The 16,570-nt window shown below is 70.3% G+C and carries 14 protein-coding genes; 7 read left to right on the top strand and 7 right to left on the bottom strand.

Annotated elements, in window-relative coordinates; translation table 11 throughout:
- Both CA984_RS33180 and CA984_RS33175 read right to left on the bottom strand, forming a co-directional pair.
- On the bottom strand, positions 1–248 hold a 248-nt coding region (locus CA984_RS33180), incomplete at its 3' end, for a hypothetical protein (RefSeq protein WP_207621134.1).
- A gap of 282 nt (positions 249–530) precedes the next feature.
- Positions 531–1,922, bottom strand: coding sequence for a hypothetical protein (locus CA984_RS33175; RefSeq protein ID WP_133061846.1), 1,392 nt, complete (start codon positions 1,920–1,922; stop codon positions 531–533).
- A gap of 207 nt (positions 1,923–2,129) precedes the next feature.
- Here CA984_RS33175 and CA984_RS33170 point away from each other — a divergent pair, with 207 nt between their 5' ends.
- Positions 2,130–4,340, top strand: a complete 2,211-nt coding sequence (locus CA984_RS33170; protein ID WP_086577408.1) for a thiamine pyrophosphate-dependent enzyme — start codon at positions 2,130–2,132, stop codon at positions 4,338–4,340.
- Between the two features lie 94 nt (positions 4,341–4,434).
- Here the strand turns inward: CA984_RS33170 and CA984_RS33165 are convergent, their stop codons facing one another.
- Positions 4,435–7,602: a bifunctional cytochrome P450/NADPH--P450 reductase gene (locus CA984_RS33165; protein WP_086577407.1), complete on the bottom strand. Its 3,168-nt coding sequence runs from the start codon at positions 7,600–7,602 to the stop codon at positions 4,435–4,437.
- 70 nt (positions 7,603–7,672) lie between these two features.
- Positions 7,673–8,302: a TetR/AcrR family transcriptional regulator gene (locus CA984_RS33160; protein ID WP_086577406.1), complete on the bottom strand. Its 630-nt coding sequence runs from the start codon at positions 8,300–8,302 to the stop codon at positions 7,673–7,675.
- 219 nt (positions 8,303–8,521) lie between these two features.
- On the opposite strand from CA984_RS33160, the gene CA984_RS33155 reads away from it, so the two are divergent.
- Both CA984_RS33155 and CA984_RS33150 read left to right on the top strand, forming a co-directional pair.
- Positions 8,522–9,007, top strand: coding sequence for a hypothetical protein (locus tag CA984_RS33155; protein ID WP_086577405.1), 486 nt, complete (start codon positions 8,522–8,524; stop codon positions 9,005–9,007).
- Positions 9,004–9,312, top strand: a complete 309-nt coding sequence (locus tag CA984_RS33150) for a winged helix-turn-helix domain-containing protein (protein WP_086577404.1) — start codon at positions 9,004–9,006, stop codon at positions 9,310–9,312. Before CA984_RS33155 ends, CA984_RS33150 begins: the two co-directional genes overlap by 4 nt.
- Positions 9,313–9,375: 63 nt before the next feature.
- On the opposite strand, the gene CA984_RS33145 is transcribed toward CA984_RS33150, so the two are convergent.
- Entirely contained in the window at positions 9,376–10,086 is a 711-nt protein-coding gene (locus CA984_RS33145; RefSeq protein ID WP_086577403.1) for a TetR/AcrR family transcriptional regulator, read from the bottom strand.
- 101 nt (positions 10,087–10,187) lie between these two features.
- Between CA984_RS33145 and CA984_RS33140 the strand changes: the two genes are divergently transcribed.
- Complete coding sequence (locus CA984_RS33140) at positions 10,188–10,712, top strand: hypothetical protein (RefSeq protein ID WP_086577402.1); 525 nt, start codon at positions 10,188–10,190, stop codon at positions 10,710–10,712.
- Between the two features lie 318 nt (positions 10,713–11,030).
- A complete protein-coding gene (locus tag CA984_RS33135; RefSeq protein WP_086577401.1) occupies positions 11,031–11,720 on the top strand; it encodes a hypothetical protein in 690 nt (229 codons plus the stop codon).
- Positions 11,721–11,977: 257 nt separating this feature from the next.
- On the opposite strand, the gene CA984_RS33130 is transcribed toward CA984_RS33135, so the two are convergent.
- Positions 11,978–13,120, bottom strand: a complete 1,143-nt coding sequence (locus CA984_RS33130) for a magnesium and cobalt transport protein CorA (protein ID WP_108724651.1) — start codon at positions 13,118–13,120, stop codon at positions 11,978–11,980.
- Positions 13,121–13,266: 146 nt separating this feature from the next.
- Positions 13,267–14,397 carry an RNA-guided endonuclease InsQ/TnpB family protein gene (locus tag CA984_RS33125; RefSeq protein ID WP_086577410.1) on the bottom strand — a complete coding sequence of 377 codons (1,131 nt, stop codon included), beginning with the start codon at positions 14,395–14,397 and terminating at the stop codon, positions 13,267–13,269.
- A 122-nt stretch (positions 14,398–14,519) separates the two neighbouring features.
- Between CA984_RS33125 and CA984_RS33120 the strand changes: the two genes are divergently transcribed.
- Together CA984_RS33120 and CA984_RS33115 are read left to right on the top strand one after the other, a co-directional pair.
- A complete protein-coding gene (locus tag CA984_RS33120) occupies positions 14,520–15,578 on the top strand; it encodes a CU044_5270 family protein (protein WP_086577400.1) in 1,059 nt (352 codons plus the stop codon).
- Positions 15,579–15,683: 105 nt separating this feature from the next.
- A complete protein-coding gene (locus CA984_RS33115; protein ID WP_086577399.1) occupies positions 15,684–16,505 on the top strand; it encodes a class I SAM-dependent methyltransferase in 822 nt (273 codons plus the stop codon).
- Positions 16,506–16,570: the final 65 nt, after the last annotated feature.

Genomic DNA, 16,570 nt, shown 5'->3' with positions numbered 1-16,570 from the left:
ACGGGGGGCGGAGTGACCGCCGGGGCGGCGGGCACGGCGGGTGCAGTGACCTCGGCGGGCGCGACAGGTACGGCGGGCGCGGCGACCTCGGCGGGTGCAGCGGGCGCGGCGAGTGCGGCGGCCTTGGCAGGCGCGGCGGGCGCGGCGGCCTCGGCGGGCGGGGGTCCGGCCGCCCAGGCGCCGGTCACCCCGGCCAGCGGCCCGGCCGCGACACCCATGACCAGGATCAGGAGCACTTTCCGCAGCATTTATCCCCCAGTTGTCATGATCGGCTCTGACTTCCAGAGAGATGCTCGCACCGGCCATGCCTGCTCCGGGCAAAGCGAATCTCAGCAAGCCGGATGGCTTGCCGAGAGCCGCTCATCGCCGTCGCAGCAGAGGTTTCCGTCAGGCGCGCCGTCATCCCGGACATGCCGTTCCGCGGGGAGAACGCCGTCGCACGGGGACATGAGAGCGGCCCGGGTGCTCGAGCACCCGGGCCGCCGTCTGTTGTCAGGCCCGCTCACGGGGAGCGGGTCCCGATCTCACCGTCAGCGCCTGACGACGCGGACGTAGTCACTCCGGCTGGAGTCGCCGTAGAAGTCGCCGTCACCGTTGAAGACGAACTTCCAGTAACCGGACTTGTAGGTCCTGGCCTTGGTGTAGAGGTTGCCGCTGCCGTTGGACCGCGTGGTCTTGACGTAGCTCCACTTGTGCGAGCCCTTGGCCTTGAAGTACAGCGCGACCTTGCCGCGGTAGCCCTCCCAGCCCGAGGAGTCGTCCACCTGGAGCTTGCCGGTGAACTTCAGGTAGCGGCCGTAGCGGCCGGGCTCCGGCGAGGCGTTGAACTTGACGACGCGGCTGGCGGAGCGGTCCGGCTCCGGCTGGGGCCGGACGACCGTCACGTGGTCGGAGCCGCTGCTGCTGCCCCTGACATCGTCGTTGCCGGCGAACACGGCACGCCAGTGACCCGAACGCCTGGCCGTCACGTCGGCGCCGAAGCGGCCGTCGCGGTCGGTCCAGTCACGGGCCACGTCGTCCCAGCGGGACGAGCCGTCGGCGCGGAACAGGATGACGACCTTCTTGCCCGCGTAGCCGTCCCAGCCGTGCCGGGTGTCGAGCTGCAGGCGTCCGCGAAGGCTCAGCCTGTCACCCTCCTCCACCCGGTCGGGCCGGGCGTCGAAGTCGACGATCCGGCTGTCGACGACCTTGGGGGCGACCTTGACGTCGACCCGGTCGGTGTCGCTCACCGAGGCGCGGGCGCCGCCGTTGCCGGCGAACTCCGCACGCCACCAGCCGGTGGCGTCGGCCTTGACCCTGGCCTTGAACCAGCCGCTGCGGCCGGTCCCGACCTTGGCGACGTGCCGGTAGGCGTCGGTGCCCTTCTCACGGAAGGTGATCGTCACCGACTGGCCGCCGTATCCGCTCCAGCCACCGCTGTCACGCAGCAGTTTGCCGGAGACCTCGATGCCGGCGCCCTTGGCCACGGCGTCGGGAGAGGCGTCGAAGTCGACGATCTTGGTGTCGACGGACTTCCTGACGTCGACGGCGAACTTGCCGCGCGCCGAGTCCTCCTTGCCGTCGCCGCTGTGGGCGATCGCGAGGAAGCTCCACTGCCCGGTGGTGCTCTTGGCGTCGAACGTCTTGGACGCGGTCCACTTGGTCTCGGTGCCGTGCGGGCTGGGCTTCAGGTCGAGCGAGGTCCAGACGCCGACGCCCGGCGCCTTGATCTGGAACTCGGCCTTGCCCGCGGCGGTCGTGGTGAAGCTGAACTTCGCCGTGACCGGTGATCCGGTCACCACGACCGGGTTGGGGGCGATCTCCACATTGGAGACGACAGGATCCGCTGAGGTTCCCGCCGCTGCCGTCGCGGAAGGAGCGAGAGCGAAGGCTCCGGCTCCCATGGCCACCGCGACGATGACGGCTCGGGTGCGTTGCAACATTCGGGTTGTCCATCCTCCCCGTTGGCTGAACGCGGCATGAGGGTGCCACGTTGCTTCCTTCAAGTAGACGTACAGAGACGGCAATTGGTTGATAGATCTGACAAGTTGTTATTAATAACTGTCGAATAGGACCGGTCCACCGCCTCTTTAAGGCCCAAAGACCTCAACGCCGGGGACGGGAGCCGCCGGGGAGGACATAATCGAGCTGTGGCGCGCGACACTGTTGAGACTCATTTCACCGAGGCGGTGACCGCCCTCTCCCCCGGGGCCCCGCGTGATCCCGGCATGCCCGTACGGGAGGGGACGACCCTGACCGGGGCCCGATGCCGCGAGCTGTTCGAGTTCCAGCTCGGCAGCAGGCTCCTGGACGTCGCCTCGCGCTGGCTGCGCGAGCAGGGCGAGGGCTTCTACACCATCGGCTCGGCCGGGCACGAGGGCAACGTCGCGGTGGCGGCGGCGGTCCGTGTCACCGATCCCGCCCTGCTGCACTACCGCTCGGGGGCCTTCTACCTCGCCCGGTCCGTGATGGCGGGCCGCCTGCCCGAGGAGGGGCTGCGCGACGTCCTGCTGGGCCTGACCGCCTCCGCGGAGGAGCCGATGGCGGGCGGCCGCCACAAGGTCTTCGGACACCCCGACCTGGCGGTGATCCCGCAGACCTCCACGATCGCCAGCCACCTGCCGCGCGCGGTGGGCGTGGCCTTCGCCATCGAGCGCGCCCGGCAGCTCGGCCTGGCGGGCGCGTGGCCCGGCGACGCGATCGCGGTGTGCAGCTTCGGCGACGCCTCCGTCAACCACGCCAGCGCCCTGTCCGGGCTCAACACCGCCGCCTACGGCGCCTACCAGGGGCTGGCCATGCCGGTGCTGTTCGTCTGCGAGGACAACGGCCTGGGCATCAGCGTGCGGACCCCGGACGGCTGGGTGGCGGCCGCCCGCCACCGGCTGCTGGAATACTTCGAGGCCGACGGCTGCGACCTGGCCGACGTCCACGACGTGGCGAGGGCCGCCGCCGAGCACGTCCGCAGGCACCGCTCCCCCGCCCTGCTGCGCATCGGCACCGTCCGGCTGATGGGCCACGCCGGCTCCGACGTGGAGCTGTCCTACCGGACCAAGCGGGAGATCAACGCCGACCTGGAGCGCGACCCGCTCGTCGCCACCGCCCGCCTGCTCGTCGAGGCGGGCCTGACCACGCCCGACGAGCTGCTGACCCGCTACGAGACGACGCGCGAGCACCTGTTCAAGATGGCCATGGAGAGCTCCCGGCGCTCCCGGCTGGCCTCGGCCGTCGAGATCATGGAGCCCCTCGCCCCCCGCACCCCCGAGGCCGTCGCCCCGGCCAGCACGGTGGCCGCGGCTTCGAGGGAGAGGGCCTTCGGCGGCAGGCTGCCCGAGCTGGAGGGCCCGCTGACCCTCTCCCAGGCGATCAACCGGACCCTGGCCGACACCCTGGCCGCCCACCCCGACGTGCTGGTCTTCGGCGAGGACGTGGCCCGCAAGGGCGGCGTCTACGGCGTCACCCGCGGCCTGCAGAAACGCTTCGGCGCGGGCCGGGTGTTCGACACGCTCCTCGACGAGCAGGCCGTGCTCGGCCTGGCACTGGGGTCGGGTGTCTCCGGGCTGCTGCCGGTGCCCGAGATCCAGTATCTGGCCTACCTGCACAACGCGCTGGACCAGATCCGGGGCGAGGCCGCGACGCTGTCGTTCTTCTCCCGCGGGGCCTTCCGCAACCCGATGGTGGTCCGCGTCGCCTCCTACGCCTACCAGAAGGGCTTCGGGGGCCACTTCCACAACGACAACTCCGTCGCCGCGCTGCGCGACATCCCCGGCCTGGTCGTCGCCTCTCCCGCACGCCCCGACGACGCGGCCTCGATGCTGCGCACCTGCCTGGCCGCCGCCCGCACCGACGGCAGCGTCTGCGTCTTCCTCGAACCGATCGCCCTCTACAACACCCGCGACCTGTTCGACGACGGCGACAACGGCTGGCTCTCGCCGTACGCGCCGCCGGCCCGCTGGGCGGAGACGCACATCCCGATCGGCCGCGCCCGCAGTTACGGCGACGGCCGCGACCTGACCATCGCGACCTTCGGCAACGGCGTGCGGATGAGCCTGCGCGCCGCGGTCAGGCTCACCGCCGAGGGATACAGCTGCCGGGTGCTGGATCTGCGCTGGCTGTCGCCGCTCCCGATCGACGACCTGCTGCACGCGGCGGAGCTGACCGGCAAGGTGCTGATCGCCGACGAGACCCGGCGCACCGGCGGCGTCTCGGAGAGCATCGTCGCCGAGCTGCTCGACGCCGGTTTCACCGGCAGGATCGCCCGGGTGACCTCCGCCGACAGCTTCATCCCGCTGGGCGACGCCTCCAGGCACGTGCTGCTGTCGGAGGGCGAGATCGAGGACGCCGCCCGCAAGCTGCTGGGCTGAGCCCCCGTGCGACGGCCCACGGGCCGTCGCACGGAGCTCGCCGGCTCACGGCCGCGTCGCCGGCGGGGTGATCCGCCAGGCGGCGCGGGCGGGATCACCCGAAGACGTCGGACACGTACCTGCCGTTCCGTTCGACCTCGGCGATCCACGCGGTCGCCTCCTCGCCGGTGCCGCCCGTCGCGTCCTGGTAGATCCTGCCGAGGTTCTCCCGTACGGCGGGCGCCATGTGCCGGCCGTCGCCGCAGACGTAGACCGTGGCGCCCTGCCGGAAGAGATCGCGGACGCGGTCACGCTCCCGCCAGACGCGGTGCTGGACGAACGTCACCTCCCCCTCCGGCTGGTGGGTGAAGGCCGGCAGCACGCGGACCACGCCGTCGGCCTCCCACCGTGCCAGCTCCTCGCGGTAGAGGAAGTCCACGTCGGGGTGGTCGCAGCCGAAGAACAGCAGCGTCTCCCCGGCCGGTTCGCCGGCCGCCTTCCGCAGGGCCCGCTCCTGGACGAAGCCGCGGAAGGGCGCGATACCGGTGCCGGCGGCGATCATGATGACCGGCGTGCCGTTCGAGGCCGGAGGCTGGAACGGCACGTTCGGCCGCCGGACGGCGACGGGCACCCGGTCTCCCGGGCGCAGCCGGGCGAGGTAGGTGGACGAGATGCCGCGGAACCTGCCCACCCCGGACAGGGCGGGGGCGTCCACCACGCCCACCGTCAGGGTGCAGTGCGCCGGGTTCCAGCGCGGAGACGACGAGATGGAGTACTGCCGGACCCTCATCGCGGGCAGCATGTCCAGGAACTCCCCGAAGGGCATGTCGAGCGAGGGGTAGGTGTCGAGCAGGTCGAGCACGCTCACCCGCCTGTCCAGGATCTCCTGCCGGTGCCGTCCGGGGTCACCGGCCAGGGCCGACAGGCGGTCGCGGTCCGGCGGGCACTGGGCGTGCTCCGCGAGCCGTTCGAGGTCCTTGCGCGTCGCCGGAGCCGACAGCTCGACGTGGTGGCCGAGGAGTTCCCGGACGGAGAGGGGCCTGCCGGTGGGCAGCGACGCGGCCATGGCGCCCCGGCTGGAGTGCAGGACGACGGCGGCGTCGGCCTGGATCCCGAACCGCCGGGCCGCCCGCTCCACCAGCTCGGGGGGGTTCTCGGGCAGGACGGTGAGGTAGTCGCCGGTCTGGTAGGTCGTGCCCTCGGGAAGGGCGAACTCGATGTGCCGCTTCGAGCGCCCCAGAGGGGAGCCCACGTCGACCAGCTCCCGGTTCTCCACGACGGTGGCCAGCCCGAGCCGGTTCTGCGCCACCAGCTCGGCGCTCGGCGAGGGGATCACCTCGACCTCGTACAGCGGGCCGGTCTCGACCTCGCCCTCCTTGACGCCGAGGCTGTCGCCGAGCCTCTCCCAGAACGGGGCGTACCAGCGTTCGAAGTCACCGAAGAAGTCACCGCCGGCGTCCGCCTCACCCCGGGCGACGACCCGCCGGCCGCCGGCGTCGTGGAGCCTCTCGTCGATCATGGTGGGGACGGCCTGGTAGGTGGACAGCCAGTCGCGGCTGCCGCACCCGAAGACGGCGTACCGTACGCCCTCCAGCGCGCCCGGCGGGACGTCGGAGAGCCAGGTGACGAAGTCGCGCGCGTTGTCCGGCGGCCGGCCGTTGTAGGAGGCGGTCACGACGACGACCGCCCCCTCGGTGGGGAGCCTGCCCACGTGCTCGTCGAGCGGGGTCACCTGGGCGGTGTATCCCCGGGCCGCGCCGTCACCCGCGACGCGCCGGGCGAACGCCTCGGACGCGCCGGAGTTGGAACCGTACAGCAGCAGCAGCGGGGTGCCGTGCGCGGTGACCGGCCTGTCCAGCGGCGGAGCCGACGGCTCGGGCGCGGGGGCCGGCCGTTCGACGGCCTGCCGGACGCGCGCGCGGATGCGCAGCCCCTCGGGCTTGAGGGTCAGCGTCTCCCTGACCTTGAGGTCGTACGGCCGCGGTCTCCAGAACTCGAACCGCTGCAGCAGCATCGACAGCACCAGCGTCGCCTCCTGCAGCGCGAACGCCCGCCCGATGCAGGAGCGGCTGCCGTTGCCGAACGGCAGCCACGCCTTGTCGGGGAGGTTCTCCCGGGCGCCCGGCGCGAACCGGGCGGGGTCGAACCGCTCGGGCTCGGTCCATACGGAGGGGTCACGGTGCAGGGCGGGCGTGAGAACGAACAGCACGTCGCCCTTCTTGAGCGGGTAGCGCTCGGCGAGCACCGTGTCGTGCTTGGCGTGTACGGCGAACGCCGGCGCGGTCGGGTACAGCCGGAGCGTCTCGCGCAGGATCTGGTCGATGAAGCCGAGCTGGGAGAGGTGCTCGAAGCGCGGCGTCGCCGCGCCGAGCACGCGGTCGACCTCGTCGCGGGCGTGCCGGAGGACGTCGGGGTTGTCCAGCAGCAGGTGGACGGCGAACGACAGCAGGCCGCTCGTCGTCTCGTGCCCGGCGATCAGGAAGGTGACGAGCTGGTTCCTGATGTTGGCGTCGTCGAGCCGCTCCCCCGTCCTGGGGTCGGCGGCGCTGAGCATCAGGCCGAGCAGGTCGCGCGGGGCCTCGCCAGGATCGGCCTGCCTGCGCCGGGCGATGAGCTCGTCGCAGACGTCGTGCATGAGCGCGGCGTCGGCCTCGTACTGCCGCCGGCTGGCGAACATGAGCTTGTTCTGCAGCGGCACGCGCCGGGACCGGCCCCCCGCCTCGCTGAGGGCACGGACCATCGCGTCGATGAAGGGGTGCATCTCCCGCTGGTAGAAGGAGTTGAAGCGGTAGCCGAACCCGCTGAGCGCGATCGTGTCGAGCGTCAGGCGGGTCATGTTGTCGGCCACGTCGATGTCCTGGTCGGCGCCCAGGCGCTCCCACTTGGTCAGCATCTGGTCGGCGATGTCGATCATGTCGTCGAAGTAGTTCCGCATCGCGGCGGGACCGAACGCCGGCATCAGGATCCGGTGGGCCCTGGCCCAGTTGGGCTCCTCGCCGTAGGCGGTGAACAGCCCGTCTCCGGTGAAGTCGCGGATGTGCTTCAGCGGCCCGTGCACGTGCTTCTCGAAGCGCGACTCGTCACAGGCCTCCGCCACCAGCTCGCGCGAGCTCAGGACGAGCATCTCCTGCCCAGGGAAGCTCATGCGGAAGACGGGCCCCAGGTCGGCGGCGAGCCTCATCATGCTCTGCATCGGCGCGTCGGAGTCGATCTCCAGCGCGTTGCCGACGATGGGGCGCATCGGAGGCTGGGGAATCCTGGTGGATCCGGCGTGGTCGGTCATGTCTGTTTCTCTCCCCCGGAAAGAAGTGGTGGTGATCAGTGCGGCGACGTCACGGGGACGCGGGCCGCGCTCACGCTCGGGCCGCGGCGATCCGCTCCGCCACCGCGGCCGCCCGGCCGGCCGGCACGCCCGCCGCGATGAGGCACGCGGTCGCCGCGGCCACGGCGTCGCCGGTCTCCCAGGCTCCGTCGTTCGCCGCCTGGAGCAGTCCCATCGTCATCGACTCCACGGCGTAGGACAGCGCCGGCGCCGGCAGGTGGTCGCTGAACACGCCGAGCCGCTGCCCGCTCTCCAGCAGCTCGGCGGCCTTCTCCCGCACGGGACGGAGCAGCTCGTGGATCCCGGCGCCGGTCAGGTTCCGCTGGGCCAGTGCGATGAGCAGCCGGTAGCGGTCGCCGACCTCCCAGACGGCCAGCGTGAAGCGGGCCATCGCCTCGTCGGGCGTGTCGGCGTCGGTCTGGCCGCGGTGGTAGGCCTCGGTGACCTCGCGCGCCGCCTGCTGGGCGAGGCCGTCGATCAGGACGTCCCGGCTGGGGAAGTGCCCGTAGAGCGTGCGCCGGACGACCCCCGCCGCGCGGGCGACGTCGTCCATGCTCGCCTGGGGGTTACGGCTCAGCTCCTGTGCGGCGACCGCCAGGATGCGCAGCCTGTTCGACCGCGCCCGGGCACCACCCGTGGCGACCGTGTCCGAGACGGCCATGCGACTACCCCCAACTGCCTATATGTCGGTATTTGCACACTGCTGTGCAGTTAACCAACTTGCTCAACGATGTGCAAATCGGCGGCGCCCCCGTGGCCCTGACGCGGAGGGCTGACGCGGAGCGCCGGCGCGGAGGGCTGGCCGATCTGTCCGGAAAGTACTTGACGTATTGGAAAGTAGAAAGTACTTTCCAATCAGGAAAGAAGCAGGGAGCAGATCATGCACATCACCCCCGAAGACGCCGCCCGGACGCTGGCCCAGGTCCACGAGACGCAGCACCGAGCCCTTCGCTCCGCACCACCGATGTTCCCGGCCTGGTACCTGGCGGCGGTCTGGCTCTTCGTCACCGGCATGCAGTTCGTCACCGAGGTCACGCCCGCGTGGTGGCTCTGGATCGCCGTGCCGGCCCTGTGGGCCGGCCTCACCGTCGCCGTGCTCAAGTTCGTGAGAGACGTCCGGAACGCGAACCTGCGCCCTCACCCCTCCGTGGTGGATCCATGGGCGTGGGCCGGCTTCGTGGCCTGGATGATCGGCACCGGCGCCGGGGGCGCCGCGCTGGCGTGGTGGTTCACGGGGGTCGACATCGCCTACCCGCGCACCCTCATGGGCGTGATCATGACCGCGGTCGCGGCGGTCACCGCCCCCTTCCTGGCCCGGTGGATGTCCATGCGGACCGCTCGCAGGGCGGGGACGACGGAGCGATGACGCCGCAGCTCAACCCGGTGATCCACGCGCCGACCCGGCTGCAGATCGTCTCACTGCTGGCGGCCGCCGACGAGGCCGAGTTCGCCTTCGTACGCGACAACCTGGACATCAGCGACTCGGTGCTGTCCAAGCACGCGAGCGCCCTGGAGGCGGCCGGCTACGTGAAGATCCGCAAGGGACACGTCGGCAAGCGCCCGAGGACGTGGTTCAGCCTCACCCGCGAAGGACGCGCGGCCTACACCGCCCACGTCGCCGCCCTCCAGGCCATTGTCACCCAGTCCGGCCTCACGGTCCTGCCCGGCTGAAATCTCGCGGTCCTCCCCTGCCGGAGAGGCGCGGGCGGCGGGACGGCGTCCGGGACCGGCGGGTCAGCGCATCGCCTCGACACCCGCGACCAGCATGTCCAGCACGGACTCGAAAAGCGCGTCCGGTGCGGCCGAGGCCGCGCCCGCGGCCTTCCGCAGGTTGGGCAGCCCGTCGTCCGGGGAGACCGGTCGCGGCAGCCCGTTCCATGCGCCCGGCTCCGCGCCGGGAGGCGGCCGGTCGTGCCACGCGTCCCAGATCTCGGCGAAGCCGGCCACCTGGAGCACGGTGACCGCCCAGGCGCGGTAGGCGTTCTGCGGGGACAGGCCGACCTCAAGGAAGAAGCCCACCACGGCGTCGTCGGCGCGCAGCGTGTCAGGTGAGGCGAAGGAGGTCAGGTCCTCGGCGCGGGCCAGGGCGAGCAGTCCCGGGTGGGAGCGATACCAGGCGCGCAGATCGCGGCAGTACTCCCGCAGGCTCTCCTGCCGTCGTGCGGGATCCAGCCGGGGCGCGGGGCGGTCGGCCTGGCTGACGGAGACGACGAGCTCCAGCAGGTGACGGCGGTCGGTGACGTAGTTGTACAGGGCCCGCGGCGAGACCTCCAGCCGCGCGGCGACGGCCCGCATGGTCAGCTCGGCCGGTCCTCCCCCGGCGAGCACCTCCAGGGCCGCCCTGGCGATCCCCTCCCTGGTGAGCGTCGGACGCCCCGCGCGGTACTCGGGACGTCTGCGACGCCTGACCGGGACATCGGGCTCCCCGCCCGCTCTGGATGGCACCGGCTCATCGTAGCCAGCCCGTTGAACTTCACACTATGTTGACTTTAAGGATGATCGAGAACATTCTCAGGCATGCCTTACCTAATGCTTAGGGAGATCTCATGCAGTGGAGTTCGATCGCCGCTCACGGCGTCCTGTACGGCCTCGCGGTAAGCGTGCTGTTCACCCTCGCCCTGCTCGCCGGGTTCCTCGCCGGCCGGGACTTCCTGGTCGACGCCTACCCGCCCGCGATCCGGGAACGGTACGCGAGACCCAAGAGCGCCCGGGGCCGGCGGGTGGCGCTGCACTTCGGAGTGATCTTCTGGGGAGCCTGCTTCCTCCCGCTCCTCGTCGTCGCCCTGCTCGACCTGAGAGCCACGACAGGCGGCGACCTCGGCTTCCTCCCGGCGGCGGCCTGCGCCGCGATCGTCTCCGCGACGATGTCCGCCTACGATCTCGTGGTCATCGACTGGCTCGTCTTCGCCGGCCTGCGTCCCCGCCTGATGACGCTGCCCGGCACCGAGGGCATGAAGGAGTATCGGGACCTGAGGTTCCATCTCGTCCAGGGCCTCAAGGGGAGCCCGCTGATCCTGGTCGTCGGCCTCGCGGCGGGCGGCGCCGTGGCCGCCGTCGAGGCGCTCACCTGATCCACGGGCCGCGGCGGACATGGCGCCTCCCGGCCCCGCCGGGGCGGCCGGGGCCGAGACGGGCGGCACGGTCGAGTCGTGCCACCCCCTTCCCTACCGAGGATGCCCCACATTTTTCCTTACCGAGCATTCCCCACATTTCGGAAATATCCGAACAGTCTCTTTGGACTGCCAAGCTCGCCGCCACAGCCGGGACGGGCGGGAGCCTCCGGGAAACTCGAAATGATTCAACCCAAAAAATCAACAGATTGATTTACTGTTTCATGACGAAGCGCACGGCATGCCAATCGTTTTATTTCACACACGGAGGGTCGGTCGATGGTTTCCGTCAACCAGGGAGCTTGGGTTCCCGGCAGTGACAATTACCACTACGGCTACAACTCGCTCCCCAATCTCCCGATCACCGGCGCCCCCGCCGACGCCAACTTCCGGCGCTGGTCGGTGCTGCACGACGGCACCCTCTACCGCCTGTACGCCTTCCGGGGCAGCAGCCGTGACACGCTGTACCAGTTCGCCTGGGACGGCACCTCGTACGCCTACGGCTACAACTCGATCCCGGTGCTCACGCTGACGGGCGCGCCGGCGGACGCCGACAGCGGCAGCGTCTCGCTGCTGCACAGCGGCGGGGCCTACCACGCCTACCTGCGCAGGCTCGGCGACCCCACCACCCTGTACCAGTTCGTCTGGGTACCGGGCACGGCGACCTACCAGTGGTCCTACGGCGAGCACGCCCCCACCCTCCGGGTCACCGGCTTCCCGCCCGACACCGACTGGTCGCGCTGGTCGATGCTGCACGACGGCACCGCCTACCGGATCTACGCCTTCCACTACGGATGCAACGACAGGATCTCCCAGGGCTCGTGGAACGGCGACGCGGCGGAATACCAGTACGGCCACAACTCCATTCCCCAGCTCAATCTGAAGGACTTCCCGGACACCAGCGACACCGGCCGGGCGGCGATGTTGCACGACGGCACCGACTACCGCTTCTACTTCCAGACGCGGTAGCCGCCTTCCTGTCAGGAGCGTCCGATGAGACCCCTCCGTGCGCGACACGGAAATGCCCTGGACATATCGCCGTCCAGGGCATTTCGACCGCACGGAAAACACCGGCCGCCGCCTGCGATACCCCTAAAATTCGGCATTTGTATTTGCGTGATTCACCGTTCTCATGGGTGACGGCGTGCGCGGCGGACGCGGGAGGAGCCCAGGCCCGCGCCCGGACGGAACCCCCAGCCGGGCGGAGACCGCAGCCCGGTGGAGGCCTACAGCCAGTCCCGGCGCTTGAACACCACGTAGAGGGTCGTGCAGACGCCCGCCATCAGCAGCACCGCGAACGGGTAGCCCAGAGCCCAGTGGATCTCGGGCATGACGTCGAAGTTCATGCCGTAGATGGTGCCGACGAGGGTGGGGGCGAACAGGATGGCGGCCCAGGCGGAGATCTTCTTGACCTCCTCGTTCTGGGCGTTGCTGGCCTCGGTGAGATTGGTCATGTGCTCGTTCTGGGCCTGGGCGACCATGGTCGAGTTGACCACGAGGATGTCGTGGAGCATCTGGCGGAAACCGCTGACCCGCTCCGCCACGGTGATCGCGTGGTCGGCGACGTCGCGCAGGTATCTCTGCAGTTCCTGGTCCACCCCGTACTTGGCCGCCCCCGCGATGAATCCCTCGATCATGCCGAGCAGCGGCCCCGTGGCCCGCTGGAACTCGATCACCTCGCGCGAGAGCTCGTAGATGCGGCGGGAGACGCCGGGCTCGTTGCCGAAGACCTGGACCTCGATCTCGTCGATGTCGTTCTGCAGGCCCGCGACGACCGGGGCGTAGCCGTCCACGACCGCGTCCATGATGGCGTAGAGCACCGCCTGCGGGCCCTGGCCGAGCAGTTCGGGATCGCCCTCCATGCGCCGGCGGACCTGGGACAGGTCGGGGGCCTCGCTGTGCCGTACGGTGATCACGAAGTTCCGGCCGACGAAGAGGTGCAGCTCGCCGAAGTCGACCTCCTCGGCCTCGTCGACGTATCTGGCCGGGCGGAGCACCACGAACAGCGTGTCCTCGTAGCGGTCGGCCTTGGGCCGCTGGTGGGCGACGATGGCGTCCTCGACCGCCAGCTCGTGCAGGTCGAACTCCTCCGCGACGTTGAGGATCACCGCGTCCTCGGGCCGGTAGAAGCCGATCCAGGCCATGCTGTCGGGCGTGTTCTTCAGGCACTCGAACGCCTCGGGCAGCGATCCGGGGGTGGCCGTCCGCCGCCCGTTCACGTAGATCGCGTTGTCGATGACGTGCGCCCGGGGCGAAGGCGGCTCGTCGCCGGCGGAGCGCGGGTCCATCGACCGTTCGGGAGAGTCCCGCACCGCTCCGGGACGCCCGCGCATCAGGCTCCGCACGCCCCTCATCCGCCGATCAGCCACGTCCCACTCCTCATCCGACGCTCTTGACATCCTCCCCACGGCTGAAGCCGGGGAATTCCACCCCTCACGGGATGGATTTCCTGCTTCACCGGGCCGCGCCCTCACCGCTTTCGCGGGTCGGGTCTCACCAGCCCTCCACAGGCGTTTTACCTCTCCGCCAGCCCGGCGGCGAGAATGTTCCTGGCCGCGTTCACATCCCGGTCATGGGCGGCGCCGCAGACGCACACCCAGTCGCGGACGTTCAGCGGCATGGACCGCTGGACGGTCCCGCACGCCGAGCACAGCTTGGAGGAGGGGAACCAGCGGTCAACGACCAGCAGTTCCCGCCCATACCAGGCCGCTTTGTACTCCAGCATGGAGCGCAGCTCCCGCCAGCTCGCATCCGAGACGGCGCGGGCCAGCGAGTGATTCCTCACCATATTGCGCACGGTGAGGTCCTCGATCACGACCGTTTGGTTCTCACGGACGAGCCGAGTGGTGAGCTTGTGCAGGAAGTCGCGGCGGCGGTCGGCGATGCGGGCATGYACCCGGGCGASCTTCACCCGTGTTTTGGCCCGGTTSCTGGARCCCTTCTCCGTGCGGGCCAGGGCGCGTCGCGCCCGGGCCAGCCTGCGCCGATCGGCCCGCTCGTGGCGGGGATTGGCCACCTTCCCCGCCGCGTCGGTGASRCCSGGGATCGGCCGCGACAAGGTGAGCAGGGACGTGATCCCGGCATCGATRCCGACCACACCGTCGGCCGGGTCCAGGGGACGGATCGTGTCCTSGCACAGGATSGASACGAACCACCGCCCGGCCGCGTCCTTCGACACCGTCACCGTGGACGGGACCGCCCCCTCCGGCAGCGGACGCGACCACACGATGCGCAGCGGGCCGCCCATCTTCGCCAGGGTGATCCGGCCGTCTCGGTAGGTGAACGCCGAACGGGTGTACTCGGCGCTGAGCCGGGACTTCTTACGGGATTTGAACGTCGGATACTTCGCCCGTTTGGCGAAGAAGTTCGCGAACGCTGCCTGCARGTGCCTGAGCGCCTGCTGCAACGGCACCGACGACACCTCGTTCAGGAACGCCAGCTCCTCGGTGCGCTTCCATTCCGTCAGCGCCGCCGACGACTGCACGTAGGAGACCTTCCGGCCTTCRAGGGTGTAGGCGCGGGTGCGCTCTTCGAGGGCCTTGTTGTAGACCAGGCGGGCGCAGCCGAACGTCCGGGCAAGCTCTTCGGCCTGCCCGGGGGTCGGGTAGAAGCGGAACTTGAACGCCCGCTTCACGATCCGCGCCACGCCCCACACGATATTGCGAGCCCGGTTAACCATGCCCGCGCTTTCGAGAAACACCGTGCGACACCGTGCCGCGCTTCCTCCCCAGGACTGAAGCCCGGGGTCTCCACACTCAAGGAGTTTCGATGAACAACGATGAGATCGAGATGGTGGCCGGCATCCGCCCGGACGTGCCGCCGTACGCCCCCGAGGCGAAGGGCGCGGCCCGGCGGGGGCTGGCCGCGGCCGCCACGGGCCGCAGGCCACTGTGGCGCAGGCCGTACACGGTGATGCTGGCCGGAGCGCTCGCGGTGGCGGCCGGGGTGGCCGTGACGGCCACGGTCACGGCACCGGAGCAGGGGGTGGGCGGCACCGAGGTCGTGGTCGCGATGCCCGAGATCGCCCCCATGTCGGCGACCGAGGTGCTCGGCAGGGCCGCGCGGGCCGCCGCGCGCAACGACCTCGCCCCGCGCGACGACCAGTTCGTCAAGGTCGAGTCGCAGACGATGTACGGCTCGTTCAGTGGCATGGGCACCGACGCCGAGGGCAACACGGAGGCCGAGTCGCGGTATCTCTACCGGACCAAGCGGGCGATCTGGCAGTCCGCCAACGGGGAGAAGGACGGCGCACTGAAGATCGAATATCTGGAGCCGTACGCCTATCCCGGCTGGCCCATCCCCCAGGAGGCCCACAAGGATCGTGGCACCGAGTGGCACCGGCTGCCGGCCTGCGGGAATACCCCCGACTACATGCGCACCGACTACGCGAGCCTGAAGAAGCTGCCCGCCGAAGCCGACGGGATGCGTGCTCACCTCTACACCGGTGACCGCGGTGGAAAGTCCAAGGACGAGGCCGCGTGGACCACCGCCGGCGACATGCTGCGGGAGAACTACATGCCTCCGGCTCAGCGGGCGGCGCTGTTCGAGGCCCTGGGGACGATCCCGGGGGTCGACGTCGTGCGGGACGCCGAGGACGCGGCGGGCCGCAGGGGCGTCGGCGTGGGCCGGGTCGATCAGACGGGTGTGCGGGCGGATCTGATCTTCGACTCGGAGACCTACGAACTCCTGGGCGAGCGGGGCGTCGTGGTGGACGAGAAGGCGGCCAGATCACCGGCGGGCAGCCTGGTGGCCTCGACCGCCCAGCTCTCCGTCACCGTGGCCGACTCCCCGCCCGAGGTGAAGGACGACGCCACCGGCTGCCCCTGATGCCATGACCGGGCGGGTCCACCGGGTTTCGAGCCGAGTGCCTATGGCGCCGAGGCGGTGAATTTCACTCGCTGAGCGGGCGATGGGACATCTATCGTGTGCGCCATGGTGGACTCGGAGATCTTGGAGTACTACGAGCACGGTCTGGAACGGGATCGGTTGACCGCCGGGGCGCGGCGGATCGAGTTCCTCCGGATGTGGGATCTGCTGGAACGGCATCTGCCGCCGGCCCCGGCACGAGTACTGGACGTAGGCGGTGGCGCCGGCGTCTACGCACTGCCGCTGGCGGCTGCCGGCTATGAGGTGCACCTGGTCGATCCGGTGCCGCTCCACGTCGAGCAGGCAATCACGGCTTCCCGTGCCGCTTCCGCTCGGCTGGCGAGTATCACGGTCGGTGACGCGCGGGCGCTGGAGGCCGCCGAGGCCAGCGTCGATGTCGTGCTGTTGCTCGGTCCGCTGTACCACCTGACGGACAAGTCCGATCGCATCACGGCATTGCGTGAGGCCCGGCGAGTGGTACGGCCAGGCGGGCTCGTCGTCGCGAAGGCGCTGTCCCGGTTCTATCCGATCTTCGAAAACCTGGCCGGGGGCCGGCCGCCCGACCCCGGTGAGATCGAGGACACCGTTCGATTCCTCGCCGACGGGCAGTACCGCAACCCAGGCGGTGATCCTGCGGGGTTCACGACCTCCTACTTCCACCGGCCGGAGGAGCTGACCGGTGAGATCCAGGAGGCGGGCTTGGGTCTGCGGGTGCTCGTCGGCGCGAGCGGCAACGTCAAGCTTCTTCCCGGCTTCGCCCAGCGGTTGGAGGACGCGGGACAGCGCGATCACGTGTTGTCCGTGCTCCGCCTGACCGAGACGGAGCCCTCGATCATCGGCATGAGCCAGAACTTCGTCGCGGTCGCGCAGGCACCCGCCGGAGAGTGACACGTTGCCGTCCAGCCGTCCCGTGGATCGATACGGCTAGCGGACGCGGCCCCGGGGCTTCAGGC

Source organism: Streptosporangium minutum (assembly GCF_002149035.1).
Classification (GTDB): domain Bacteria; phylum Actinomycetota; class Actinomycetes; order Streptosporangiales; family Streptosporangiaceae; genus Streptosporangium; species Streptosporangium minutum.
Note: the sequence above shows the minus strand (reverse complement) of the source record. Positions and strands in the feature narration are given on the sequence as shown.